This window comes from Pseudomonas sp. P867 (genome assembly GCF_019891455.1).
Classification (GTDB): domain Bacteria; phylum Pseudomonadota; class Gammaproteobacteria; order Pseudomonadales; family Pseudomonadaceae; genus Aquipseudomonas; species Aquipseudomonas synxantha_A.
In genome coordinates this window covers 536,415-559,530 of sequence record NZ_JAFLXB010000001.1, presented here as the reverse complement: position 1 = coordinate 559,530, position 23,116 = coordinate 536,415, and the positions used below count along the sequence as shown (strand labels likewise).

The following is a 23,116-nucleotide window of genomic DNA, read 5'->3' as shown; positions in this document are numbered from 1 at the left end:
GTCGAGGATCTCCGCCTCATTGACCGAGTAGATCAGCGGCACCACATCGAGGATTACTTCGATGTCGCGCTGCGAAAGAAGTCCGCCGGTTGATTTAAAAAATCGTCGATACGCTCCTGCAGTTCCGTCCAGTCGGGCACGGTCAAGCCGGCCAGGTCAGGGATCATCAGGCCGGTGCAATGGGCGGTGATGAACTCGGCGCGCTCTTTGTTGGTGGCGAGTTTTTTCATCACCTTGGTGGCGCGCAGGGCAGGCATTTCCAGGGGCAGTTCGGTCAGGGTTCGGCCGGCTGCGTTCAGGGGCAATAGCAACTGGACGGGTTGGTCGTGGGGTGTCGCTTCATCCGCATTCAGGAAGAACGACGTCGGGCGCGTCGACATCTCGTGTACGTACTGGGCAATGCTCACGTAGTCAGGGCGCTTGAGCTGGTCGAGCTCTTTTTCCGACAGGCCAGTGGCGAGTTTCGCCAGTTCGAAAAACTGATCGTCCTCGTCATCACCGGCCCGGGCCAGCGCGTCTTTTTGCGCGGCGTAGAACAACGGTTTTAGCTGAACCTGCTGGATCGTCGCGCCGGTGTCGGCGGTGATCGGAGCCAGCAGGATGTGCAACGGTGGCATCCAGGCCATGGGGCAATTCCTTGTAGAACGGTATTGAAAAGCACGGGAATCCCAATCTGAGCGCGGTCTCTGTGGGAGCTGGCTTGCCTGCGATAGCATCAACTCGGTGCTCCAGACGCACCGAGTCGCCTGCATCGCGGGCAAGCCCGGCTCCCACATTGACCGTGCCCGCTTCGATTGCAGTTATCCTTACGGCATCAGCACGGCGCGGCGCGCATCGCCCAGAATGTCGACGCCGTTGAGCACGAACTTCTGGGTGCGCACGTCGATGTCGATCACCGAAACGCCATTTTCCAGACGGTTGTAGGTACGGCAGGACAGTTCCAGCGTGGTGGTAGCCTTGTCGCCCATTTTCAGCTTCGCCTCCTCCAGGGATTTGAGCTTGCCGCCGACGGTGTGGTAGGTGAAGTAGGTCTTCCCGTCCTGGTCCTGGCCGGCTTCACGCACGTTCAGCAGGATGTCGTCGCCCATGCGCACGCCCAGGGCCAGCATGATTTCCGGACCGGCACCTTGCAGCACCAGCTTGGCATTGAGCACCTTGCCGCTCTTGGCCATTTCCTCGGCGATAAAGCGACCGCCGGACATGGGCTCCATGTCGAACTCGATCTTCGGCGGGGTGAACTCTTCCACGGTTGCGGACAACGGCAGGCCTTGAAGGGTGGCCGCAATGGCCTGTCTGACTCGGTTGGTAAACATTAGAGAACGTCCTCCAGGAACTGCTCGATGATTTCATCGCGGGCGTTGAGTTGATAAACCATGTGTTCGTTCGGCGCGTAGCGGCCGTAGTCGATAACGATGAACCAGGTGCCGTTCTTGTACTTCTCGACGCTGTTCAATTCCGGGTGCAGGTATACGCTGCCGCCAGGGATGGTCTCGTCGGCCACCAGGGTTTGCAGCCAGTCGTTGATGCGCTTGACCTCCTGGTCCATGAAGGACTTGGTGAGGTTCTTGGCCATGGCTTTCTGGCCGGCCTTGACCAGCTTGCGGCTGATAGCATCTTCCAGGCCGACGTAGCTGATGAACTTGCCGGTGATGGAGCGGTTACCCAGCAGCGAGAAACCGCCGAGGATGGTGCGGGCGTAGTAGCTCACGCCGTAGCGGTTGAGCAGGTCCCCTTCGGTGGAGGTATCGAGGATGTTGTACTCGACCACGCGGGAAACGTCTTCGGCGAAGGTCACCTGGTTGCCCGGGCTTTCCCACTGTTTGACCTTGGCCAGTGCGGCGATGGCCAACGAGGATGGCGACAGGAATACGTTTTTCTTCGCGGCCTTGGAGTACACCGACGGCATGTTGTGCACCAGCAGGCAACGGTCGAAACCGAGGTCGGCACCGCCCAGCTCGCCGCTGTAGGTCACTTGATCGGCCACCGAAGCGTCCTTGCCATCCAGTACCACACGCGCCTTGATACGCTTGCCGAAGGAGGCAAACTCACCGGCCACGGCCTTGGTGCCGGTAAAGCCTGGAGCGCCGATGATGGTCAGGTCTTCAGGCACGCTGCTCAGGGCCGCCAGGCCCAGCTTGCGACCGGTGACCGGGTCGTTGCCGCCGATCACATTGTTGATCGTATCGGCCGGGGTGGCGCCTTCTTCGACGATGACCACATAGACCGGCACCTTGACCACTTTGAGGATCTGATACACCGCCTGGAACAAGGTGCCCGACTCGGTGCCGGTGGGGTCCAGCAGCGCCTGGGTGGTGAAGCTGTTGATACGGAACGGGGCGTTTTTCGGGATCGATGCGTGGGCGTTGGGGGCAGTGCCGACCAGGCCGATCACGTTATCGCCAAGGCCACCCATGGCCTCGGGGGATTCAGTGGCATTCACAGTGATGCCGTTGTGCTCGAAGTTCAGGACTTCTGCCATGGTTATTCAGCCTTCTTGGGGGTGGAGTTGAGGACGCTGGTCAGTTCCAGGCGGCCAGCGGTGCGCAGGGCGGATGCTTCGACGTCGAGCAGTTCCAATTCCTCGCCAGCGGTGGACCAATGGCCGTTGCCGATGGGGAATGGGATGAGGACGGTGTAGGTTTGGCGGGTGGGCATGGGTGAAAAATCTCCGGGTGGAAAATACAAAAGCCCCTGTTGAGGAGGGGCTTTGGGGAGGCGAAAAAAAACCGCTTTCGCGGTTATCAGTTATTTCAGGAAATCTGGTTTGGATGGCCAGAGCACTGCATCAGGGTTTTCTCCCTGATCTGGAATATCACGCAGTTTTTGACGATACTCAGCGAACAAGAGCTTATGGGTGTCGAGCATCGGATAGTCTGGCATTGCTGCATAATCACTCGCCGACAAGTCTTGATCCCTTGCCTTACGAATCATTTCCCACTTGATAATCGGATGAAGTTCAGCAGGTATAAATAGTGGTTTCATATTCTCTCCTCAGCCTAGGGCCAACATCGTTCCCCAATCACCTGGGTTGGTTACAACGCCTGTGCATGCCCCTGCGAGCATCACCTCAACAACGCCAGTTGACGAGGTGCGCATCGGGTGCAGATGGTAATAAGTTCCAAACAACTCTGTAGGAGAAATAACACTGGAGCACCAGCGCCATTTGCCTTTTTCAACGCCATTACTCCATGCTCCAGACACGTTACCCTCCAAAAGACGTACGAAGGCACCAACGGTAAGGTAGGAGTTCTGCGGTACTGCACCAGAGCCATTCGCGAGCGCCATATCGACAGTGTAAGGGAACGCGAGCCAAGGACTAGCGTCTGACACCGACCACTTCATTTGCCACAGATGTACCAACGTGCGCCAATAGTCGCTGGCCCTGATTTCAAAATTTGGATATTGCTCACGCACATCTGCCTGCACCTGAAGCAAGAAATCCACATCAGCTTGCGGGCGTCCGGCCGCTTGAGAGGCAGTGGTGATAGTTCGCAGCTTAGTCGGCGTCACTTCAGCGTGAATCCCCCAATTTTCAATCAGTGTTCCATCGGCATTCGGGGACAAATTGAAGTTCTTGGTGACCGCCAATCTTGGGAGTCTATTTTTCAACTCCGACAATTGAGCGTCGTACGCCTGGCGGGCATCGACTATCGCCTTGTCAATTTCTCCGACTTTTCCGGTAATGACGTTAGTCAAGTTATTTGCCGCGCTTACAACGGCAGCAAGTTGCTGTTCGGTACTCAAATGAATGCTCCTAAACGCCTGGATAGCGTCATGTAAAATAAATTGAAAACGCTCTATTTTCTTTCGACTTCCATCACTCGAAATAGAACCCCTACACCGCGTGCCATATTGTCTATGCTCGCAGCTGATAAGGCCGCAATTTCATCAGTCAGTAGCACATTCAAATTGTCGCTACCCACCACAATCGTCACGCTATCCGTCGGCAACGGCGAAACATCCAACGTAAACTTCTGCAGCACCCGAGCCGCCGCCGCCTTATACGTCAGCAACTTCCCCGCCACGGAATACACCGCCAGCAAAGTCCCGCTTGCGAGGTAAAAACCGAACTCGCCAATCTCATACTCGCCGTCGCCATCAAACAGCGCGGCCATCCTGAGTTGGCGCTCGCCCAGGTCTTCGTAATCGACGATGGCCACCCGTTGGCGCTCGTCACGCAAGGCCACTTCCGTGCCGTCGGGGTTGTAGCGGCTAGTGCCGGCGCCGATGTGGGTAATTTCGCCTTTGAGGCCCTGGTTCTTTGCCTGCAGCACTTCATCCAAACCTTTGGAAGTGAAGCGCACCAGGCGCGTGATTTCATCTGTCATGGCTGCGCCCTGAGGTCGTAGTCGTTAATGGTGTAGTGCTGGGCAACCCCGGCACTGTTAAGCCGAGCAACCAGCGCCAATTCCGGCAACGCGCCGTTTAGATAAAACTCGCCGTCGCTTAAAGGGGCGTCGAGCACTTGCGTGAATGCAAGCTGACCTTCGGTTTCATGCACGATGGTGATCGTCGCCTGATCGCGCTCACTCTTGGCCGCATTGATACGCCGGATCAGCCGGTTGTGATCGCCGCTGGACCAACTGCGCCCGATGATCGCCTGTACGTCGAAGGTGTAAGGCACACCCAAGGGGCGCTGCTGATACCAGGCGCTGATGTTGGGAGTGAAGCCCAATGACTCCACCGCATGACTCAGCGCCTTGGGCGTACCGGCCTGGCGCTGGATTTGCCAGGACAAGGCCACGGTCAGGCGCTTTTCCGCCTCGCTGGCCTCGGCATCCCATTCACTGACGCCGCGGTCGGCGGCCAGGTAAGGCAGGAATTCGCTGGGGGTTTGCAGCGGGTTCATCAACGCTGGAAACGGCGGTGTGACGCGCTCGAGCAATGTGCCGAAACCCTGGTCCAGCGCCTTTTCCAGCGGTGAACTGTTGGCCGGTAGCAAACTCGCTTTGGATTCACTCATAGCGTGCGCACCTCCACCTCGACGCCCGTGCAATACGGGGCCTGGAACGCGGTGCTGACGATGGGCGCCAGCGGTTCCAGGATCTGCAGTTGCGCAGCGCCGGCACTGTGGATGGCGTAGTCGATCCAGCTGGGGTCAACCCGCCCCTCCAGGCGATGGCAGGACTCTGCGTAGTCTTGCAGCAGTTTCTGCGCCGCTACTTGGGTCAACCCCGAATCCGGGCCGGCGTTGATCTTGGCCACCACGCGAATTTTGTAGGGTTGAATCTGTGCGCCTTGGACGCTGACAAGATCGGTTTCCGGCCTTACATCCGGCCGTGCGAAATGTCGACGTACACCGTCAAGCAAGTCCGCGGACGGCGTGCCGTCGCCCTCGCGGGAAAGCACAGTGACCATGACTTCACCCGGTGCGGTGCGTCGGGCGTTGCCGTCCTTGACCTGGGCTGCATAGCCATCCGGATCGAAGGTGTAGATGACGCTCACCACTCCCGGCGTCGCGCTTTGCACTTTCACCGCCGGGCGCTCGCCAAGGGTGAACACTTCGCGGCGATACTGCATCCGCGAGCCGGCCGCCGGAGCATGGGGCGCCAGGTAGTAACGCAGGCGAGCGTCGTCGTCGCTTTCCAGGGTGGGCGGCACGGGCGGGAAAGCCGCCGGGTCGCCAGGGTCGAGCACTTGGCGTTCCAGGCCCATGTCGGCCAGGCGCGCATCCAGGTTGCTGCCGGTAGCCCACCACGCCAGCATCTGCTTGATACGGGCGTTGTATTTGCGCTCGTGGGTTTGCAGACGCACGCAAAAAGCTTCCAGGGCCAGGGTCAGCAGTTCGCTTTCGTTGTCGAGGCTGGCCTTGAGTTTGAGCGCACTTTGCGGCGCGCGGGTGGCGACGTAGTCGATGACAAACGTCTTGAACTCGGCCAGCAACGGTTCGAACTCATCCACCTTGATGATGGTCGGTTCCGCCAGTTGGTTCTGGCCGGGGATCAACATGCTCATGTCACGACCTCGAAGGTTTGTTGGCGGTTTTTCCAGGTACCGGCAAACCGCAGCAGCAGGCCGGCGCCTTGGCGAGTGGCGACGATGACCTGGGGGTCAAAATCGCTGATGCCGTTATGGGTGTTGTAGAACGCCTGGGCGGCATGGCTCTGGGCGAGAATCAGCAGGTCGTCGCCGAGGTTTTGCCCGAGCAACTGCGGGATCAGCGAGCCATACAACGGACGCTTTTGCCGGGTGCCCACGGGGGTGGTCAGCGCTCGGGTGGCGCGCTGCACAAATTGCAGCCAGTCATCGACGGCTGCGCCGGTGTTCCTCTCGATTCCGAGCATGGGATGTCCTTATCGGGGGCTGATGACGCGTCCTTGATGGTCCACTACCGGGCCGCTGAAGTGAGCTCCGCCAGCATCCAGCAACAGGCTGGTGCCGCCGATTTGCAAAGTGATGCTCTGGGCATTCATGGTCAGGCTGGCAGCGCCGACTTTAATGTCGACCTGTTCACGGGAGCCGCTGACGGTGGTTGGGCCGTTGGCCCAGTTGAAAGTATGGCTGGCGTCGTCGTAGTCGCTTTGGGTGCCGTCTTGATGGCGACGCCTGGTCAGCGTCGCAACGCTGGAGACTGGCGGAAAGCGATCACTGTTGAGGCCGAACAGCGCCACTGACTGCACGCCGCCCTCCCCGCCACCGTAGTTAAGCAACAGGCATTGCTCGCCCACCGTTGGAATGCGGGTTTCCGTTTGCGCACCGGCGCTGGGGTTGAAAAAGCGGATCGCCGGGGTCAGCAAATCACCGTGGCTGACCTTGCAAGTGTTGCTCGCCGCGTCGACCTGCTGGCAAATGCCAATCCGGCAGAAGCTTTCAGCGCGGCGGTAAAGGTCTTCGAGTTGGGTCTCCATCTCTGCCAGGCGTTCGACGATCGGTCCCAATTGCATGCGTAACAGCGCGTCGAACATGGGCTACTCCGCCAGTGGTTTGTATTGGGCCGGGTCGTCGATGTTGGAGACGTCCCAGGTGCAGGCAAACAGCGGCTGGCCTGTAGGATCTTCAAGTAACGGCGGCCCCAGATAGAGGGTTTGAGTGAAGGAAACCGTCCAGGTGTCGTAGTCCGCATCAAGGGTGCTGCGCACAGCCGGAGCGGCGACGATATTTGCGGGCAAATCGCACTGTGCCTGGGGCAGGTCCCAACGGTTATCCAGCACAAGGTCCATGAGTTGGCTGGCCAGGTCGCAGGCATCGAACGGCAATGCCCCGGGGGCGACCATGGCCCTGAGTGAAATGCTCAGCACGTGAGCCTTGCGCCCTTCGCGAGAGCGAATGCCCGGGCCATTGCCTTCGACTGTGACCTGCACACCGGTTTTTTCAGTGTCGCCCTGGAAGTCCTGATGACTGCCGACCTTGAGGTCCGGGAAGGCTGCATGCAGCGCAGCGCCCACGGCCTGGGGCAGTTGGGATGGCTTTTCGATAAGCGTCATTTTATGTAGCGTCCTTGCAACGATTACTGCGGGTCCTGGCGGGAGCCTTGGTTGATCCCGATGCGCTTGGCCGCCCACCGCTCATAAAGGCCGATAGCCACGTCGGCACCGGCCATGGCGGTCAGGCAACCAATGGCGCCGGCGGTCCAGATCGACATCCCCGCTGCGTAGCACAGCATCAGAGCCGAAACCCCGCAGACCATGCACGCCCCGGAACGCAGGGCCAGGCGTCGGATCAGCGACCAACCGCGAGCCCCTTCCTTATCGGCGCGCCACATCTCGCCGGATACGCCGCCGATCACGGCCAATACGATGACCAGCCAGATAGGCATTTCCGCTAACGCTTGCTGTTCATTTGTCATGTCACGCCTCCTGGCTGAGCATTTAATAATCCATATTTCATTTACAGATGCTTCGATAGGTAGGCATTCCAAAAAGCCCGGTTGCCCGGGCTTTTCAGTAATGCTGTCCTCGGACTTTCGGCGCTACTGGCGCGGTACGGTCCTTTCCTCGATGTTTTTCCGACCACGATCCCTGTCTGCCGGATAACTGCTTCTGGTGCTTTACGCTGCACACCCGGGTCAGTTGCCAACCCTCTGAACCGTCAAGGCCGGTTCATCGCTGCCTGTTTTTGAAGCGTTGAAACTAAAGAGCGTCGGCATCCTTGCCGGTATTGCCTGGCATCCCTGCCATCGCTTCGATGGCGTCCTTGCCGATGTTGCGTGCCTTCCTTGTCTTCCTTGGCAGCATCCTTGCCACCTCCACCAGGCCTTGTTGGCTGGCTTGAGATGGAGAATATGCATGTATGCATATACAGTCAATGCATCAATGCATTTATTTTTGCTATGGAAATGCACAAATGCATTTAAGGCCTTGCCAGCATGGGGTTTGCCGGTTTTTTCGGGGCGAAAAAAAACCCGCTCATGGGCGGGTTTCGTCTTACGCGAGGGGGTTAGCGGGCGTACATGCCCCACCAGAAAACATGACCGAGGATGCTGATCTGCTCATCCTGGATATCCTGGAAGCTGTAGTCCTCATCCGGATGCTCATCACGGTTGAAACTGCGCAGGCGAATCCCGGAAGGCAGGCGGTAGAGCTGTTTAACTCGCAGCTGGCCGTTGTGATTGATGGCATACAGATCACCATCGACGATATCGCCAATGCCGCTTTTACCGGCGTTCACGCCAACCGTGGCGCCGTCGCGCAGTACCGGCAACATGCTGTTGCCGCGTACCGTCACGCACTTGGCCTGGTCGAACTGCACGCCGTTATGCCGCAGACTGCGCTTGCCGAACCGCAGGCTGGCCTTCTCGCTTTCCTCGATGACGAATCTTCCTGATCCAGCAGCCAATTCAACCTCGCGCAGAAAGGGGATCGACACCTCGTCATCATTGACGGGGGTGTCGTCGTCCCACAGGCTTATGTCCTTGAGTTCCGAATGCATCGGGTCGCGCCCGTCATCGCGCAAGGCTCCCACCGCAGCGCGCCCGCGCAGTTGGTCGGTGCTCACGCGAAAATACTCGGCGATACGGGAGATGTGTTTATCCGACGGATCAACGATCTTGCCGCTGAGGATCCGGGACAGTGTGGATTGAGGCACGCCGGTGCGCCGATGAAGCTCCGTGGGGGAGATCCGGTCGCGATCCAGCAGCTCTCTTAAAACGATAGAAACATTGCGTTTTTGCATAACGCGGATAGTGACGGGAGTTTTTAAGGTTGGCAAATGCTAATTTGCATATTTATGCATTAAACATCCAATTTTGTTTAGCCTGAAACAAAATACTGTATATCCAGACAGTTAAATACTCACTATTATTGCGAGCGCCTGAGGTAAGACGCGGCAAATGAACAGCCTCCCTTGCTTATCGACAATTCAGGGGCTATGTATAAAACTCGTCAATCACCTAGCCAGCAACGACGGAGGTGCTCATGGCTTATTCAGCGCTAGCTGTTGCTAACGCCTTCATTGAACGCGCGAAGGAAGGCAAGGTTTCGGGCCTGACCCCGATGAAGCTGCAGAAACTGCTGTTCTATACACAGTCCTGGCATTTGCGCGAGCGAGACCAGCCCCTGATGGATGACCACTTCGCCCGCTGGCAATATGGCCCGGTCATTCCGTCGCTTTACCATGAGCTGAAATCCTACGGTAATCGCCCGGTGACCTCACTGCTCAGCAACCTGAAGCCCGACGCCGAAGACATTGTCTTCGTTACACCGAGGGTTCCGGAGAGCGATACCTATACCCATCGTTTGATTGACCGGATCATTAACAAATACGGCAAATGGTCCGGCACCCAACTGTCCAACCTGTCCCACGAGGACGGCACAGCCTGGGCCCTCAAGGGCGCCGACGGCTCCGCCATAGACTGGGAAGACATGGCAGCACTCATTCACCCAAAGAGCCGTATCCGTGAGTGAAGAACTCGACAACCTGGAACTCACCCTGCCCCCCGTGGCAGGGCCTGACCAGGACTCCCAGGCCGGTGGCGAGCAAGCCATAGGCACCGACGATGAAAGAAGCCAGAACCTCAAAGACCAGAAAGCCGAGCGGCAACTGCGCAAGAAGTATGCGGGGCGTGCGTTTTGGTTTGCTGCCTGCGGCGTGATCTTCTGGGCGGTCCTGCTGGTGTGGAATGGCTGGTCGACGTATTACTCGGGTAAAGCGCCGTTCTCGGACAATGTATTGATTGCCATCACTACGGCGACTTCAATCAACTTGTTTGCGGCGTTTCTTGGGGTGATCAGAGGGTTGTTTCCGGCCAGTGGGCGTAGATCCAAATAGCTTGGTCGTATTCACGATCTGCATCCTGCATTGAGATATGAAAAGTCAGCTCATCATCTTCCAGGCACTGACCGGATTGTTTAACGCTGCTGCAATGCCTGATTAAACCGCTAACCTGTGGCGAGGGAGCTTCTTGAGGCGACGCCGCTTTCGCGTTTTACCTGGCCGTTTGCGACCTGCGAAGGGCCGACCTCGCGTGTTAACCTTGCCCCCATCGCAAAAAATGCTGGGCCAAGCGCCCCCTTTGCCCCATCACTTTCAACGAATTTGCCTACTACCCAATGAGTAAAAACACTTCAGACCTGTCCTCCCACACCCCGATGATGCAGCAGTACTGGCGCCTGAAAAACCAGCACCCTGATCAGTTGATGTTCTATCGCATGGGCGACTTCTACGAGATCTTCTATGAAGATGCGAAGAAGGCCGCCAAGCTGCTGGACATTACCCTGACCGCGCGCGGGCAGTCGGCGGGGCAGTCGATTCCGATGTGTGGGATTCCTTATCACTCGTTGGAAGGCTACCTGGTCAAGCTGGTGAAGCTGGGCGAGTCGGTGGTGATCTGTGAGCAGATCGGCGACCCGGCTACCAGTAAAGGGCCGGTGGAACGTCAGGTGGTGCGCATTATTACGCCGGGCACGGTGAGTGATGAGGCACTGCTGGATGAGCGTCGCGATAACCTGATCGCTGCGGTGTTGGGCGATGAGCGTCTGTTCGGCCTGTCGGTGCTGGATATCACCAGCGGCAACTTCAGCGTGCTGGAGATCAAGGGCTGGGAGAACCTGCTGGCGGAGCTGGAGCGTATCAACCCGGTGGAGTTGTTGATCCCGGATGATTGGCCCAAGGACTTACCGGCGGAGAAACGTCGTGGGACCAAGCGTCGTGCGCCGTGGGATTTCGAGCGTGATTCGGCGCTGAAAAGTCTGTGCCAGCAGTTCTCGGTGCAGGACCTTAAAGGTTTTGGCTGTGAAACGCTGACCCTGGCCATCGGCGCTGCTGGCTGCCTGCTCAGCTACGCGAAGGAAACCCAGCGCACCGCCCTGCCCCACTTGCGCAGTCTGCGTCATGAACGCCTGGACGATACCGTGGTGCTCGATGGCGCCAGCCGTCGCAACCTGGAATTGGATACCAACCTGGCCGGCGGGCGCGATAACACCCTGCAATCGGTGGTCGACCGCTGCCAGACCGCGATGGGCAGTCGCTTGCTGACTCGTTGGCTGAACCGTCCGCTGCGGGACTTGACCGTGCTGCAAGCGCGTCAAACCTCTATTACCTGCCTGCTCGATGGCTATCGCTTTGAAAAGCTGCAGCCGCAACTCAAAGAAATCGGTGATATCGAGCGTATCCTGGCGCGGATCGGCCTGCGCAATGCACGACCCCGCGACCTGGCGCGCCTTCGTGATGCCTTGAGCGCCCTGCCGCAGTTGCAACTGGCAATGACTGAGTTGGACACGCCTCACTTGCAACAGCTGGCGGTGACTGCCGGCACTTACCCGGACCTCGCGGCGCTGCTGGAAAAAGCCATCATCGACAACCCGCCCGCGATCATCCGTGATGGCGGCGTGTTGAAAACCGGCTACGACAGCGAGCTGGATGAGCTGCAGTCCCTGAGCGAAAACGCCGGCCAGTTCCTGATCGACCTGGAAGCCCGCGAAAAAGCCCGCACCGGTCTGGCTAACCTGAAGGTGGGCTACAACCGCGTGCATGGCTACTTTATTGAGTTGCCGAGCAAGCAAGCGGAGTCGGCGCCTATCGATTATCAACGCCGCCAGACGCTCAAGGGTGCCGAGCGTTTTATCACCCCAGAGCTCAAGGAGTTCGAAGACAAGGCGCTGTCAGCCAAAAGCCGCGCCCTGGCCCGGGAAAAGATGCTTTACGAAGCCTTGCTCGAGGATTTGATCAGCCGTTTGGCGCCATTGCAGGACACTGCGGCCGCCCTGGCGGAGCTGGATGTACTGAGCAACCTCGCCGAACGAGCGCTGAACCTTGACCTGAACTGCCCACGGTTTGTCAGCGAGCCATGCATGCGCATTGTGCAAGGTCGCCACCCGGTGGTGGAGCAGGTATTGACCACGCCGTTCGTCGCCAACGACCTGTCGCTGGACGACGATACCCGCATGTTGGTGATCACCGGTCCGAACATGGGTGGTAAATCCACCTATATGCGCCAGACCGCGTTGATTGTGTTGTTGGCCCATATCGGCAGTTTTGTGCCGGCGGCCAGTTGCGAGCTGTCCCTGGTGGACCGCATCTTCACGCGGATCGGCTCCAGTGATGACCTGGCGGGTGGCCGTTCGACCTTTATGGTGGAAATGAGCGAGACCGCCAACATCCTGCACAACGCTACCGAGCGCAGTCTCGTGCTGATGGACGAAGTGGGTCGCGGCACCAGCACCTTCGACGGCCTGTCCCTGGCTTGGGCGGCGGCCGAACGCCTGGCGCATTTGCGCGCTTATACACTGTTTGCCACGCACTACTTCGAACTCACGGTGTTGCCGGAAAGCGAGCCACTGGTGGCCAACGTGCATCTCAATGCCACCGAGCACAATGAGCGCATCGTGTTCCTGCACCATGTGCTGCCAGGGCCGGCGAGCCAGAGCTATGGCTTGGCCGTAGCACAGTTGGCCGGCGTGCCGAATGACGTGATTACTCGCGCCCGCGAACACCTCAGCCGCCTGGAAACCACAGCCCTGCCCCATGAAACCGTGGTCGCCAGCCCTGCCAAGGCCAGCAAGAAACCCGCCGCGCCGCACCAGAGCGATATGTTCGCCAGCCTGCCCCATCCGGTGCTGGATGAGTTGGCAAAGCTTGATCTGGATGACTTGACGCCGCGTAAAGCGCTCGAAATGTTATATGCACTGAAGACTCGGATATAACGCAGACGCTTGCAAGCTGATAGAATCTCGCGCGGTTTGGGATGCTGCGGGCTTTTAGCCTGGTCCGCAGACTATCGCTCTCAAACCTCGCGAACCCCACCACAAGGGGTTTCGCTGCCGCCGCCTGAGGAGAAAATTAGAAATGACCTTCGTCGTCACCGACAACTGCATCAAGTGCAAGTACACCGACTGCGTAGAAGTGTGTCCGGTGGACTGCTTCTACGAAGGCCCGAACTTCCTGGTTATTCACCCGGATGAGTGCATCGACTGCGCCCTGTGTGAACCAGAATGCCCGGCCGTCGCGATTTTCTCCGAGGACGAAGTGCCTGCGGAGATGCAGGAGTTTATTCAGCTGAACGTCGAGTTGGCGGAAATCTGGCCGAATATCACCGAGCGCAAAGACCCGATGCCCGATGCAGCGGAGTGGGATGGCAAAAAAGGTAAGATTGCAGACCTCGAACGCTGATAGCGTCGCCGCCCCCAAAAGGCCCCTTGCGGGCCTTTTTGCGTTTATGATGGGAGCGTTTTACTTTTCTACAGGCGAAAAAAGGGGCGGTATGACCCGCCCACATTTTTTCCCTAGTCCCTGTATTCCTTTTCATCATCCTGATGAATCGCATCCTGCGACGTTCCTTCAAACCATCGTTCCTTGATGGCTGTGTCAATCCGTGGACACAGGGCTGATGTTAGAGGGTTCGAAGATAAGTTCAACGCGACCCGGTTCGATCGACTGGCACGCTCTGACACCTAAACACAGATAAATAAGTCTTGTTTTTCAATGAGATGAAAAAAGTCTCAAAAAAATCGAGACGTCCATGCATGATAAAAAAACCGATCGCTTACGCAAAGGTAAGCAAATGCTTACACGCACAATTGCGGAAAAGGGCAATAAGCCTCATTGCCCCCCACCGCTTACTGTTGAAAGGCATCAGTCGTCACTGACAGTAATGGTCGGCATCGCCGGCGCAGCAGCTTCCTGCAAGACAATTCTCGCGCCGACATGCCGGGCCAGTTCCTGGTAGATCATCGCGACCTGCCCGTCCGGTTCGGACGCCACGGTTGGTTTGCCACCATCTGCCTGTTCACGAATGCCCATCGCCAGCGGCAACGAAGCGAGCAGCTCGACACCGTATTGGGTCGCGAGCTTTTCGCCCCCACCTTCACCGAACAGATGCTCGGCGTGACCACAGTTGGAGCAGATGTGCACCGCCATGTTTTCCACGACGCCGAGCACCGGGATATTGACCTTGCGGAACATCTCGACGCCTTTCCTGGCGTCCAGCAGCGCGAGGTCCTGAGGCGTGGTGACGATCACCGCACCGGCCACCGGCACTTTTTGCGCCAGGGTCAGCTGGATGTCGCCGGTGCCTGGCGGCATGTCGATCACCAGGTAATCGAGGTCGCCCCAGGCGGTCTGTGTGACCAATTGCAGCAACGCCCCGGAAACCATCGGCCCGCGCCAGACCATCGGCGTGTTGTCATCGGTAAGAAAGGCCATGGACATCACTTCCACACCGAGCGACTCGATGGGTACAAACCATTTCTGATCCTTGACCTTCGGCCGCGTGCCTTCGGCGATGCCGAACATCACGCCTTGGCTTGGGCCGTAGATATCGGCGTCGAGAATCCCCACCCGCGCGCCTTCGCGGGCCAGGGCCAGGGCCAGGTTGGCCGCGGTGGTGGATTTGCCCACGCCACCCTTGCCGGAGGCCACCGCCACCACGTTCTTGACGTTGGCCAGGCCCGGGATCTGCGCCTGGGCCTTGTGCGGGGCGATCACGCATTGGATATCGACCTTGGCCGAACCCACGCCGTCGATGCCCTCAATGGCCATTTGGAGCATCTGCGCCCAGCCGCGTTTGAACAAGCCTGCGGCATAGCCCAGTTGCATCTGTACCGACACCTGGTCGCCCTGGACCTCGATGCTGCGCACACAACCGGCACTGACCGGGTCCTGGTTCAAATAAGGGTCGGTGTACTGGCGAAGAACGGCTTCCACCGCTGCGCGATTGACGGCGCTCATGGGCTACTCCCGAAAAAAGACTGACTGAAACAGGCGGCTATCCTAACCGTTCCGGCGGTTGAACGGCACGCTTTCGAGGTTCCGGAAGATTCTGAAACAGCGTCACGGGGTGAAATAAATTTCCCGGCGCTTTATAGTGGCCGACCTCCGTTTCATCAAGTAGCCGAGCCCCATGTCCGAGCCACGCAAGATCCTCGTCACCAGCGCCCTGCCCTATGCCAATGGTTCCATCCATCTTGGCCATATGCTTGAGTACATCCAGACCGATATGTGGGTGCGCTTCCAGAAGCATCGCGGCAATCAATGCATTTATGTCTGCGCGGACGACGCCCACGGTTCGGCCATCATGTTGCGCGCCGAAAAGGAAGGTATCACCCCGGAACAACTGATCGCCAACGTGCAGGCTGAACACAGCGCCGACTTTGCCGAGTTCCTGGTGGACTTCGACAACTTCCATTCGACCCACTCCGACGAAAACCGCGAGTTGTCGAGCCAGATCTACCTGCGGTTGAAGGAAGCCGGGCACATCGACCAACGTTCGGTGACCCAGTATTTCGACCCGGAAAAGAAGATGTTCCTGGCCGACCGCTTCATCAAGGGCACCTGCCCCAAATGCGGCACCGAAGACCAGTACGGCGACAACTGCGAAAAATGCGGCGCGACCTACGCACCGACCGACCTGAAGGATCCCAAGTCGGCGATCTCCGGTGCCACTCCGGTGCTCAAGGACTCGCAGCACTTCTTCTTCAAGCTCCCGGATTTCCAGCAAATGCTGCAAACCTGGACGCGCAGCGGTACCTTGCAGGACGCCGTGGCCAACAAACTCTCCGAATGGCTCGACAGTGGCCTGCAGCAGTGGGACATCTCCCGCGACGCGCCATACTTCGGCTTCGAGATCCCGGGCGAGCCGGGCAAGTACTTCTATGTATGGCTGGACGCGCCGATCGGCTACATGGCCAGCTTCAAGAACCTGTGCGACCGCACCCCGGAGCTGGACTTCGACGCGTTCTGGGGCAAGGACTCCACTGCCGAGCTGTACCACTTCATCGGCAAGGACATCGTCAACTTCCACGCGCTGTTCTGGCCGGCGATGCTTGAAGGCTCGGGCTACCGCAAGCCGACCGGCATTGCCGTGCACGGCTACCTGACGGTGAACGGGCAGAAAATGTCCAAGTCCCGTGGCACCTTTATCAAGGCGCGCACCTACCTGGACCACCTGTCGCCTGAATACCTGCGCTACTACTACGCATCCAAGCTGGGCCGGGGTGTCGACGACCTGGACCTGAACCTGGAAGACTTCGTACAGAAGGTCAACTCGGATCTGGTGGGTAAAGTCGTCAACATCGCCAGCCGTTGCGCCGGGTTTATCCACAAGGGCAACGCCGGTGTACTGGTAGCCGAGAACGCCGCACCGGAACTGACCGACGCCTTCCTGGCCGCCGCACCAAGCATCGCCGACGCCTATGAGGCCCGCGACTTCGCCCGCGCCATGCGCGAAATCATGGGCCTGGCCGACCGTGCCAACGCCTGGATCGCCGACAAGGCCCCGTGGTCGCTGAACAAGCAGGAAGGCAAGGAAGCTGAGGTTCAGGCTATCTGCGCCACCGGCGTCAATCTGTTCCGCCAGTTGGTGATCTTCCTCAAGCCGGTGCTGCCATTGCTGGCCGCCGATGCCGAGGCGTTCCTGAATGTGGCGCCGCTGACCTGGAACGATCACGCCACCTTGCTCGGTAATCATCAGTTGAACGCGTTCAAGCCCTTGATGACCCGCATTGACCCGGTGAAAGTCCAGGCCATGACCGATGCTTCGAAGGAAGACCTGGTCGCCAGCCAGACCGATACCGGCCAATCTGCGCCTGCGGGCAATGGCGAACTGGCCAAGGACCCGATTTCTCCGGAAATCGATTTCGACGCCTTTGCCGCCGTGGACCTGCGCGTAGCACTGATTATCAAGGCCGAAGCCGTGGAGGGCGCCGACAAGTTGCTGCGCCTGACATTGGATATCGGTGACGAACAGCGCAACGTGTTCTCCGGGATCAAGAGCGCTTACCCGGACCCGTCCAAGCTCGATGGGCGCCTGACCATGATGATCGCCAACCTCAAGCCACGGAAAATGAAGTTTGGCATTTCCGAAGGCATGGTGATGGCGGCGGGCCCTGGCGGCGAAGAAATCTACCTGCTGAGCCCCGACAGCGGCGCCAAGCCGGGCCAACGCATCAAGTAATTCCTGCAAAATGCCCCGCTGTTGCCACGGCGGGGCTTTTCAGCTTGCCCACCTCCCTGGGCCGGGCGTCAACGCTATGATCACAGCATGAACCTCATTCAACGTATCGACGCGCTGCTGCCGCAGACTCAATGCGGCAAGTGCGGGCACCCGGGTTGCAAGCCTTATGCAGAAGGCATCGCCAGGGGCGAGGCCATCAACAAGTGCCCGCCCGGTGGGCAGGAAACTATCGCCGGGCTTGCGCAACTGCTGCACCTGCCAGTGCTGGACCTGGACACCAGCCGCGGGGAAGCGCCCGCGCAGATTGCCTATATCCGTGAGGCCGAATGCATCGGTTGTACCAAATGCATCCAGGCTTGCCCGGTGGACGCCATTGTGGGCGCCGCCAAGCTGATGCACACCGTGATTACCGACGAGTGCACCGGTTGCGACCTCTGTGTCGCCCCCTGCCCCGTCGACTGTATCGAGATGCGTGCGCTCGCTGACGTACTGCCTATCGTGGGCGGCTTGGCAGGCACCGATGACGAGCGGCGTGAACGCGACCTCAAACGTGATCGGGCGCGACGGCGTTTCGAACAACGCAACGCCCGCCTGCAACGTGAGGAAGCCTGCAAGCTCGCCGAACGCCTGACACGGGCCAAACGCGCAGCTGCGGTGGAAACGACACAGGTCAATAATCATCAGGCCGCTCAGGACGCCGCGATCAAGCAGGCCAAAATCAGCGTCACCATGAGTCGCGCTCAATTGCACAAATCGTTGAAGGCGTTTGGGCATCCCCCGACCTTTGAGCAACAGTCGCAATTGATTATGCTGCAACGGCAGTTCGAGGCTTGCGAACAGGCGCTTGCCGCGCTGGAGGCCAACAGTGCGCCGCCGACAACGCCCCCCAAGAGCGCCGACCTCAAGCGTGCAAAAATCCAACTGGCCATGCGCCGAGCCGAGTTGAAAAAGGCCCAGGCCGAGCAGGCTGGCGAGCAGCAACTGGCAGCCTTGAGCGCTGCGTTGAACGCCGCCGAGCAGACGCTGCAGGATGCCGAGGCCAACACCGACGCCTGAACCTGCGCTTTGCATTGCTAACATCACGTCGACCGCCAGCAAGGAAACGTCCGCCCCTATGAATGCCGCAAAACGCCTGGAAATCTTCCGCAGGTTTCATGAAGACAATCCGGAACCGAAAACCGAACTGGCCTACTCCTCCCCTTTCGAATTACTGATTGCGGTGATCCTGTCAGCCCAATCCACGGACGTCGGTGTCAACAAGGCCACGGCGAAGCTGTATCCCGTGGCCAATACCCCGGCCGCGATTTACGCCCTGGGTGTGGAAGGTTTGTCCGAGTACATCAAGACCATCGGCCTGTATAACAGCAAGGCCAAGAATGTGATCGAAACGTGCCGCCTGCTGGTAGAGCTGCATGGTGGTGAAGTCCCGAAAACGCGCGAAGCCCTGGAAGCCTTGCCAGGGGTGGGCCGCAAAACGGCCAACGTGGTACTCAATACCGCATTCCGGCAGTTGACCATGGCTGTGGATACGCACATCTTCCGGGTCAGTAACCGAACCGGCATTGCGCGGGGCAAAAATGTGGTCGAGGTGGAAAAGCAACTGATGAAGTTCGTGCCCAAGCCGTATTTGCTCGACTCCCATCATTGGCTGATCCTGCATGGGCGCTACGTTTGCCAGGCTCGCAAGCCCCGCTGCGGCAGCTGTCGCATCGAAGATCTGTGTGAATACAAGGACAAGACGTCCGACGATTGAGCGACCATTGATTTTTTTGATCAGTCGATTGAAAAAATCTTTTTTACCCGTTCGCAGATTATCGCTATAAGGAGCCCCAATGGCAGTCTTAGCCCGGAGTTAATCTTATGAGCGCTGGCAAAGAACAACTGGAAGTGGAAGACGACCTCGCTGAGTCGGATGAGGACGCGGTAGAGACACCTGTAGAGGTAGCCAAGACCAATTTGAGCAAACGTCGCACTATCGACAATCTTCTGGAAGAGCGACGCTTGCAAAAACAGCTGGCCGATTACGACTTCGATCTGTGATCGATGCGTGAACGACCGGAAGCCTCCCTGACGGAGGCTTTTTTCTGCCGGATACACGGGTTTTGAGCGGTGCAACGTCCTCCTACACCAAGCCGTTGCGCTGGGCCAACTCGATCAGGTCCACAAGGGAGCGGGCATTGAGCTTGAGTAGCAGGCGAGTCTTGTAGGTACTGACGGTTTTGTTACTGAGGAACATGCCGTCGGCAATCTCCTTGTTGGTTTTGCCACGTGCCAGTTGCTGCAGCACCATCATCTCTCGCCCCGACAAGCGTTCAACCATTTCAGCTTCGCTGGCGTTGCCCATGGTTGAACGCACTGAATTGAGCGCCTGGTTCGGGAAGTAGCTGTAGCCGGAGAGCACCGCCTTGATGGCGCTCAACAACTCGGTAAGATCCTGCTGCTTGCAGACATAGCCGGCCGCCCCTGCCTGCATGCAGCGCATGGAAAAATGGCCAGGGGCCTGGGACGTCAGCACCAGCACCTTGAACGATATGGCTTGCTTGGTTGAAGCCAACCGGCAAATCACCTCCAGGCCGTCGAGCTTGGGGATTCCGATATCCAGTATCACAATATCCGGCATGTGTTCCCGTGCAAGTTGCAACGCATCGACACCGTTATCGGTCTCGGCAACGACCTCATAACCATGACGCTCCATTAGCATGCGCACAGCAAGACGAATGACGGGATGATCATCCACGATCAGCACTTTATTCATGAGAAAGTCCAATTTCGCTGTTCGAATTATTTAGAGCAAACACAATAGCCTAGTCGATTACTAGTTGGCATAGCATTCCACCCCGAGCAACGGCAGGGAGAGACCCAACCCACAGGAAGATAGGAATTAGCCTACAAAAAATCGCAAACTTAGATGTATAGGGCTTTATGGATGCTTTCAGACTTTTCTCGACGCGCACATATTTTGAGTGAAATGTCCTTGGCATAAGCCTATGAAGGTAAACGCACCGCACAAGACTTTCAGGAAATACCCCTTGCCTGGAGCCTGGCTGCACGCAGAACGACAAGTAAAGCCCGTCTGTATTAGTTCCATTTAACATATTTATAGATTTCCATAATTCCTACAGAAAATTCAACGAATAACCTCGCTATTGCAGTTACATGAGTGAATTTTCTGTCAGACATAGTTCCTCAGCAGATGTAAAAAATCATTCAGCGTTAAAAACAAAACGCAAAAAAGTAAAACAACCAGTAAAGTTTCAGAAAAAACACACTCAAGCACCCGCTAAACACTGATAAACATCATTGCCCTATTTATGTTCATCCAATAATAAACAAGCAAAAAAAATGGCCCCTTGGATAAGGGGCCATTTTTCACAACCGAGGCAACACTCAGAACAACGAGCGCCCCTTGTTGGCAGCAATCCGCATACGCAGGGCGTTCAGCTTGATGAAGCCCGCCGCATCCGCCTGGTTATAGGCGCCACCGTCTTCTTCAAACGTCGCAATGTTGGAGTCGAACAGCGACTCATCGGATTTACGACCCGTGACGATCACGTTGCCCTTGTAGAGTTTCAGGCGCACAACGCCGTTCACGTGGGCCTGGGAGGCGTCGATCATCTGTTGCAGCATCAGACGCTCAGGGCTCCACCAGTAACCGGTGTAGATCAGGCTGGCGTACTTGGGCATCAGCTCGTCTTTAAGGTGGGCGACTTCACGGTCCAGGGTGATGGATTCGATGGCACGGTGAGCACGCAGCATGATGGTGCCGCCCGGGGTTTCATAGCAGCCGCGGGACTTCATGCCCACATAGCGGTTCTCGACGATGTCGAGACGGCCGATACCATGCTGGCCACCGATACGGTTGAGGGTCGCCAGCACGGTGGCCGGAGACATTTCAACGCCGTCCAACGCGACGATGTCGCCGTTGCGGTAAGTCAGTTCCAGATACTGTGGCTTGTCTGGAGCGTTCTCCGGGGAGACGGTCCATTTCCACATGTCTTCTTCGTGCTCGGTCCAGGTGTCTTCCAGCACGCCGCCCTCATAGGAGATGTGCAGCAGGTTGGCGTCCATCGAGTACGGCGACTTCTTCTTGCCATGACGCTCGATCGGGATCGCGTGCTTTTCAGCGTAATCCATCAGCTTTTCACGGGAGAGCAGGTCCCATTCACGCCAAGGGGCGATCACTTTTACCCCTGGCTTGAGTGCATAGGCACCCAGTTCGAAACGCACCTGGTCGTTGCCCTTGCCAGTGGCGCCGTGGGAAATGGCATCAGCGCCGGTTTCGTTGGCGATCTCGATCAGACGTTTGGCGATCAGCGGACGTGCGATGGAGGTACCCAGCAGGTACTCACCTTCGTAGACAGTGTTGGCGCGAAACATCGGGAATACGAAATCGCGGACGAACTCTTCGCGCAGGTCGTCAATGTAGATCTCTTTCACGCCCATGGCTTGCGCCTTGGCACGTGCAGGTTCGACCTCTTCGCCCTGACCCAGGTCAGCGGTGAAGGTCACCACCTCACAGTTATAAGTATCCTGCAGCCACTTGAGGATCACCGAAGTGTCCAGGCCGCCGGAATACGCGAGAACGACCTTGTTTACGTCGGCCATGCCATCACTCCACGGGGTTGTACGGAAAGGCAACGATTCTACCGATCAAAACCGCGAAATTACAGGGGCGCGACAGCAAATGAAGATAAAGCGACAGATTATGTCGAGTGGGCGACCGATGGTCTCACCTACGAGGTAGCCGCCGGGTTGCTCGGTACCGTGGCTTGGGATGCCGGTTTCTCGGGGGCAGCGACCCGCTCAAGCTGGATATTCACACGGCGGTTGCGGGCGCGGTTGGCGGCACTGGTGTTGGGTGCCAGAGGGTAGCTCTCGCCGTGGAAACGCAGGGTGATCTGCGATTCCTGAATGCCATTGGCCTTGAAGTAATCCATCACCGCCAGGGCGCGGCGGCGCGAGACGTCGCGATTGGTCAGGCGATTGCCACTGTTATCCGAGTGGCCGTTCAACTCGACATGATTGACGGTAGGGTCGGCCTTCATGAACGCAAGAATCACAGACAGCTTCTTCCTGGCGGCAGCGTCCAGCTCAATGCCGCCACCGGGGAATCCGACTTCAGTCTGCTTGACCTGATCGTAATTCATGGGCAACAGCTTGGCAGTGCACGACTGATAGTCGCTATAAGCCTTGCTGAACCTCACCGGCAGCAGACGCACCTCCGAGTACCCGCCCTCGCGCGCGTAATGCCGTACGGTCGGGCTGCGCCCCTCAAGCAATCCAGTGAACAGGCGCCCGGCCTGGGCCTGGGAGCTATTGAACAGTACGTCGCCACTGCCGACACGTACCGCCCCGAGGTTGATATCGCCTCGGCCCGGCTGCCAGGGCGCAGCGGCGGCCAACAAGGTTGCCGAGCCTGCGCCAAACGCACCGTTATAGGCTTTCAGGCGAAACGTCGCCTGCTCGCCGGCCCGGCGCACGAACTCCCCGGAACCAAAGTCGGTGATCGGCTGCGTCAGGCGGCACTCGAACTGGTCGCCCTCTACCTTCCACTCAATATTCTCCAGACGGGTCTGGAACGTGAGGGCCATAGCGGGCAGGCTGGCGAACACACTGAGCAGGGCTAGATAATGCTGGCGCACGGGAGGCTCCACTGGTTTCTACAACACTTCAAAGCGTCATACATCGTTAAGGCATACCCGGGGATATCGGTCGCATCCGGCAAAACTTGATAGCGAGTGCCTGCAAGAGTCTTTTCCGGTAGCATTCCCACCAGATTGACCCGCCTGG

At 58.2% G+C, this 23,116-nt stretch carries 26 protein-coding genes; 8 read left to right on the top strand and 18 right to left on the bottom strand.

Annotated elements, in window-relative coordinates:
• Positions 1-53: 53 nt before the first annotated feature.
• The 14 genes from J1G33_RS02515 to J1G33_RS02450 all read right to left on the bottom strand — a co-directional run bounded on the left by J1G33_RS02515 (position 54) and on the right by J1G33_RS02450 (position 9,120).
• Positions 54-626, bottom strand: a complete 573-nt coding sequence (locus J1G33_RS02515) for a phage tail assembly protein (protein WP_032877507.1) — start codon at positions 624-626, stop codon at positions 54-56.
• A 180-nt stretch (positions 627-806) separates the two neighbouring features.
• A complete protein-coding gene (locus J1G33_RS02510) occupies positions 807-1,313 on the bottom strand; it encodes a phage major tail tube protein (RefSeq protein WP_005785401.1) in 507 nt (168 codons plus the stop codon).
• On the bottom strand, positions 1,313-2,479 hold the full coding sequence (locus J1G33_RS02505) for a tail protein (RefSeq protein WP_032877508.1): 1,167 nt from the start codon (positions 2,477-2,479) through the stop codon (positions 1,313-1,315). Before J1G33_RS02505 ends, J1G33_RS02510 begins: the two co-directional genes overlap by 1 nt.
• Before the next feature lie 2 nt (positions 2,480-2,481).
• Positions 2,482-2,655, bottom strand: a complete 174-nt coding sequence (locus J1G33_RS02500) for a hypothetical protein (protein WP_003189022.1) — start codon at positions 2,653-2,655, stop codon at positions 2,482-2,484.
• A 90-nt stretch (positions 2,656-2,745) separates the two neighbouring features.
• On the bottom strand, positions 2,746-2,982 hold the full coding sequence (locus J1G33_RS02495; RefSeq protein WP_005785396.1) for a tail fiber assembly protein: 237 nt from the start codon (positions 2,980-2,982) through the stop codon (positions 2,746-2,748).
• A gap of 9 nt (positions 2,983-2,991) precedes the next feature.
• On the bottom strand, positions 2,992-3,744 hold the full coding sequence (locus J1G33_RS02490; RefSeq protein WP_005785395.1) for a hypothetical protein: 753 nt from the start codon (positions 3,742-3,744) through the stop codon (positions 2,992-2,994).
• Positions 3,745-3,797: 53 nt separating this feature from the next.
• Entirely contained in the window at positions 3,798-4,328 is a 531-nt protein-coding gene (locus J1G33_RS02485) for a hypothetical protein (RefSeq protein WP_103733417.1), read from the bottom strand.
• Entirely contained in the window at positions 4,325-4,963 is a 639-nt protein-coding gene (locus J1G33_RS02480; RefSeq protein WP_223017645.1) for a phage tail protein I, read from the bottom strand. The genes J1G33_RS02485 and J1G33_RS02480 overlap by 4 nt, the downstream gene beginning before the upstream one ends.
• Positions 4,960-5,955: a baseplate J/gp47 family protein gene (locus tag J1G33_RS02475; RefSeq protein ID WP_148852483.1), complete on the bottom strand. Its 996-nt coding sequence runs from the start codon at positions 5,953-5,955 to the stop codon at positions 4,960-4,962. The genes J1G33_RS02480 and J1G33_RS02475 overlap by 4 nt, the downstream gene beginning before the upstream one ends.
• Complete coding sequence (locus J1G33_RS02470; protein ID WP_148852484.1) at positions 5,952-6,284, bottom strand: phage baseplate protein; 333 nt, start codon at positions 6,282-6,284, stop codon at positions 5,952-5,954. The genes J1G33_RS02475 and J1G33_RS02470 overlap by 4 nt, the downstream gene beginning before the upstream one ends.
• Before the next feature lie 9 nt (positions 6,285-6,293).
• On the bottom strand, positions 6,294-6,905 hold the full coding sequence (locus J1G33_RS02465) for a phage baseplate assembly protein V (protein ID WP_060767087.1): 612 nt from the start codon (positions 6,903-6,905) through the stop codon (positions 6,294-6,296).
• Positions 6,906-6,908: 3 nt separating this feature from the next.
• Positions 6,909-7,424, bottom strand: coding sequence for a hypothetical protein (locus tag J1G33_RS02460; RefSeq protein WP_078820417.1), 516 nt, complete (start codon positions 7,422-7,424; stop codon positions 6,909-6,911).
• 23 nt (positions 7,425-7,447) lie between these two features.
• Entirely contained in the window at positions 7,448-7,786 is a 339-nt protein-coding gene (locus J1G33_RS02455) for a phage holin family protein (RefSeq protein ID WP_005785384.1), read from the bottom strand.
• A 590-nt stretch (positions 7,787-8,376) separates the two neighbouring features.
• Complete coding sequence (locus J1G33_RS02450) at positions 8,377-9,120, bottom strand: XRE family transcriptional regulator (protein WP_177327421.1); 744 nt, start codon at positions 9,118-9,120, stop codon at positions 8,377-8,379.
• Between the two features lie 233 nt (positions 9,121-9,353).
• Here J1G33_RS02450 and J1G33_RS02445 point away from each other — a divergent pair, with 233 nt between their 5' ends.
• The 4 genes from J1G33_RS02445 to fdxA all read left to right on the top strand — a co-directional run bounded on the left by J1G33_RS02445 (position 9,354) and on the right by fdxA (position 13,545).
• Positions 9,354-9,842: a type II toxin-antitoxin system antitoxin SocA domain-containing protein gene (locus tag J1G33_RS02445; protein ID WP_032877518.1), complete on the top strand. Its 489-nt coding sequence runs from the start codon at positions 9,354-9,356 to the stop codon at positions 9,840-9,842.
• Positions 9,835-10,206: a hypothetical protein gene (locus J1G33_RS02440; RefSeq protein WP_032877520.1), complete on the top strand. Its 372-nt coding sequence runs from the start codon at positions 9,835-9,837 to the stop codon at positions 10,204-10,206. The genes J1G33_RS02445 and J1G33_RS02440 overlap by 8 nt, the downstream gene beginning before the upstream one ends.
• 281 nt (positions 10,207-10,487) lie before the next feature.
• Positions 10,488-13,079 carry a DNA mismatch repair protein MutS gene (gene mutS / locus J1G33_RS02435; protein ID WP_032877521.1) on the top strand — a complete coding sequence of 864 codons (2,592 nt, stop codon included), beginning with the start codon at positions 10,488-10,490 and terminating at the stop codon, positions 13,077-13,079.
• Positions 13,080-13,221: 142 nt separating this feature from the next.
• On the top strand, positions 13,222-13,545 hold the full coding sequence (fdxA, locus tag J1G33_RS02430) for a ferredoxin FdxA (RefSeq protein WP_003208688.1): 324 nt from the start codon (positions 13,222-13,224) through the stop codon (positions 13,543-13,545).
• Between the two features lie 462 nt (positions 13,546-14,007).
• On the opposite strand, the gene apbC is transcribed toward fdxA, so the two are convergent.
• Entirely contained in the window at positions 14,008-15,102 is a 1,095-nt protein-coding gene (gene apbC, locus J1G33_RS02425; RefSeq protein ID WP_032877523.1) for an iron-sulfur cluster carrier protein ApbC, read from the bottom strand.
• Positions 15,103-15,274: 172 nt separating this feature from the next.
• Here apbC and metG point away from each other — a divergent pair, with 172 nt between their 5' ends.
• From metG to J1G33_RS02405, 4 genes are all read left to right on the top strand, one after another.
• Positions 15,275-17,326: a methionine--tRNA ligase gene (metG, locus tag J1G33_RS02420; RefSeq protein WP_078820415.1), complete on the top strand. Its 2,052-nt coding sequence runs from the start codon at positions 15,275-15,277 to the stop codon at positions 17,324-17,326.
• A gap of 87 nt (positions 17,327-17,413) precedes the next feature.
• Positions 17,414-18,382 carry an electron transport complex subunit RsxB gene (rsxB, locus tag J1G33_RS02415; RefSeq protein ID WP_032877526.1) on the top strand — a complete coding sequence of 323 codons (969 nt, stop codon included), beginning with the start codon at positions 17,414-17,416 and terminating at the stop codon, positions 18,380-18,382.
• A 58-nt stretch (positions 18,383-18,440) separates the two neighbouring features.
• Positions 18,441-19,079 (top strand): endonuclease III, encoded by a 639-nt coding sequence (gene nth / locus J1G33_RS02410; protein ID WP_032877527.1) that lies wholly within the window; start codon positions 18,441-18,443, stop codon positions 19,077-19,079.
• A 107-nt stretch (positions 19,080-19,186) separates the two neighbouring features.
• Positions 19,187-19,366 carry a hypothetical protein gene (locus J1G33_RS02405; RefSeq protein ID WP_005785279.1) on the top strand — a complete coding sequence of 60 codons (180 nt, stop codon included), beginning with the start codon at positions 19,187-19,189 and terminating at the stop codon, positions 19,364-19,366.
• A gap of 82 nt (positions 19,367-19,448) precedes the next feature.
• Here J1G33_RS02405 and J1G33_RS02400 read toward each other — a convergent pair whose 3' ends face one another.
• From J1G33_RS02400 to J1G33_RS02390, 3 genes are all read right to left on the bottom strand, one after another.
• Positions 19,449-20,081: a response regulator transcription factor gene (locus tag J1G33_RS02400; protein ID WP_005785278.1), complete on the bottom strand. Its 633-nt coding sequence runs from the start codon at positions 20,079-20,081 to the stop codon at positions 19,449-19,451.
• Positions 20,082-20,713: 632 nt separating this feature from the next.
• Complete coding sequence (locus J1G33_RS02395; RefSeq protein ID WP_005785276.1) at positions 20,714-21,931, bottom strand: argininosuccinate synthase; 1,218 nt, start codon at positions 21,929-21,931, stop codon at positions 20,714-20,716.
• Positions 21,932-22,059: 128 nt separating this feature from the next.
• The gene (locus tag J1G33_RS02390; protein WP_032877528.1) at positions 22,060-22,968 is read right to left on the bottom strand and encodes an OmpA family protein; all 909 of its coding nucleotides are present in this window, start codon (positions 22,966-22,968) and stop codon (positions 22,060-22,062) included.
• Between the last annotated feature and the right edge of the window lie 148 nt (positions 22,969-23,116).

Bases quoted from the DNA above. Each gene is read 5' to 3' on its own strand.
- J1G33_RS02445 (WP_032877518.1), top strand. From the start codon at position 9,354: ATGGCTTATTCAGCGCTAGCTGTTGCTAACGCCTTCATTGAACGCGCG.
- rsxB (WP_032877526.1), top strand. From the start codon at position 17,414: ATGAACCTCATTCAACGTATCGACGCGCTGCTGCCGCAGACTCAATGC.
- J1G33_RS02455 (WP_005785384.1), bottom strand. From the start codon at position 7,786: ATGACAAATGAACAGCAAGCGTTAGCGGAAATGCCTATCTGGCTGGTC.
- J1G33_RS02470 (WP_148852484.1), bottom strand. From the start codon at position 6,284: ATGCTCGGAATCGAGAGGAACACCGGCGCAGCCGTCGATGACTGGCTG.
- J1G33_RS02405 (WP_005785279.1), top strand. From the start codon at position 19,187: ATGAGCGCTGGCAAAGAACAACTGGAAGTGGAAGACGACCTCGCTGAG.
- J1G33_RS02500 (WP_003189022.1), bottom strand. From the start codon at position 2,655: ATGCCCACCCGCCAAACCTACACCGTCCTCATCCCATTCCCCATCGGC.
- J1G33_RS02515 (WP_032877507.1), bottom strand. From the start codon at position 626: ATGGCCTGGATGCCACCGTTGCACATCCTGCTGGCTCCGATCACCGCC.
- J1G33_RS02400 (WP_005785278.1), bottom strand. From the start codon at position 20,081: ATGAATAAAGTGCTGATCGTGGATGATCATCCCGTCATTCGTCTTGCT.
- mutS (WP_032877521.1), top strand. From the start codon at position 10,488: ATGAGTAAAAACACTTCAGACCTGTCCTCCCACACCCCGATGATGCAG.
- J1G33_RS02465 (WP_060767087.1), bottom strand. From the start codon at position 6,905: ATGTTCGACGCGCTGTTACGCATGCAATTGGGACCGATCGTCGAACGC.
- nth (WP_032877527.1), top strand. From the start codon at position 18,441: ATGAATGCCGCAAAACGCCTGGAAATCTTCCGCAGGTTTCATGAAGAC.
- J1G33_RS02395 (WP_005785276.1), bottom strand. From the start codon at position 21,931: ATGGCCGACGTAAACAAGGTCGTTCTCGCGTATTCCGGCGGCCTGGAC.
- J1G33_RS02495 (WP_005785396.1), bottom strand. From the start codon at position 2,982: ATGAAACCACTATTTATACCTGCTGAACTTCATCCGATTATCAAGTGG.
- apbC (WP_032877523.1), bottom strand. From the start codon at position 15,102: ATGAGCGCCGTCAATCGCGCAGCGGTGGAAGCCGTTCTTCGCCAGTAC.
- J1G33_RS02475 (WP_148852483.1), bottom strand. From the start codon at position 5,955: ATGAGCATGTTGATCCCCGGCCAGAACCAACTGGCGGAACCGACCATC.
- metG (WP_078820415.1), top strand. From the start codon at position 15,275: ATGTCCGAGCCACGCAAGATCCTCGTCACCAGCGCCCTGCCCTATGCC.
- J1G33_RS02505 (WP_032877508.1), bottom strand. From the start codon at position 2,479: ATGGCAGAAGTCCTGAACTTCGAGCACAACGGCATCACTGTGAATGCC.
- fdxA (WP_003208688.1), top strand. From the start codon at position 13,222: ATGACCTTCGTCGTCACCGACAACTGCATCAAGTGCAAGTACACCGAC.
- J1G33_RS02510 (WP_005785401.1), bottom strand. From the start codon at position 1,313: ATGTTTACCAACCGAGTCAGACAGGCCATTGCGGCCACCCTTCAAGGC.
- J1G33_RS02480 (WP_223017645.1), bottom strand. From the start codon at position 4,963: ATGAGTGAATCCAAAGCGAGTTTGCTACCGGCCAACAGTTCACCGCTG.
- J1G33_RS02485 (WP_103733417.1), bottom strand. From the start codon at position 4,328: ATGACAGATGAAATCACGCGCCTGGTGCGCTTCACTTCCAAAGGTTTG.
- J1G33_RS02460 (WP_078820417.1), bottom strand. From the start codon at position 7,424: ATGACGCTTATCGAAAAGCCATCCCAACTGCCCCAGGCCGTGGGCGCT.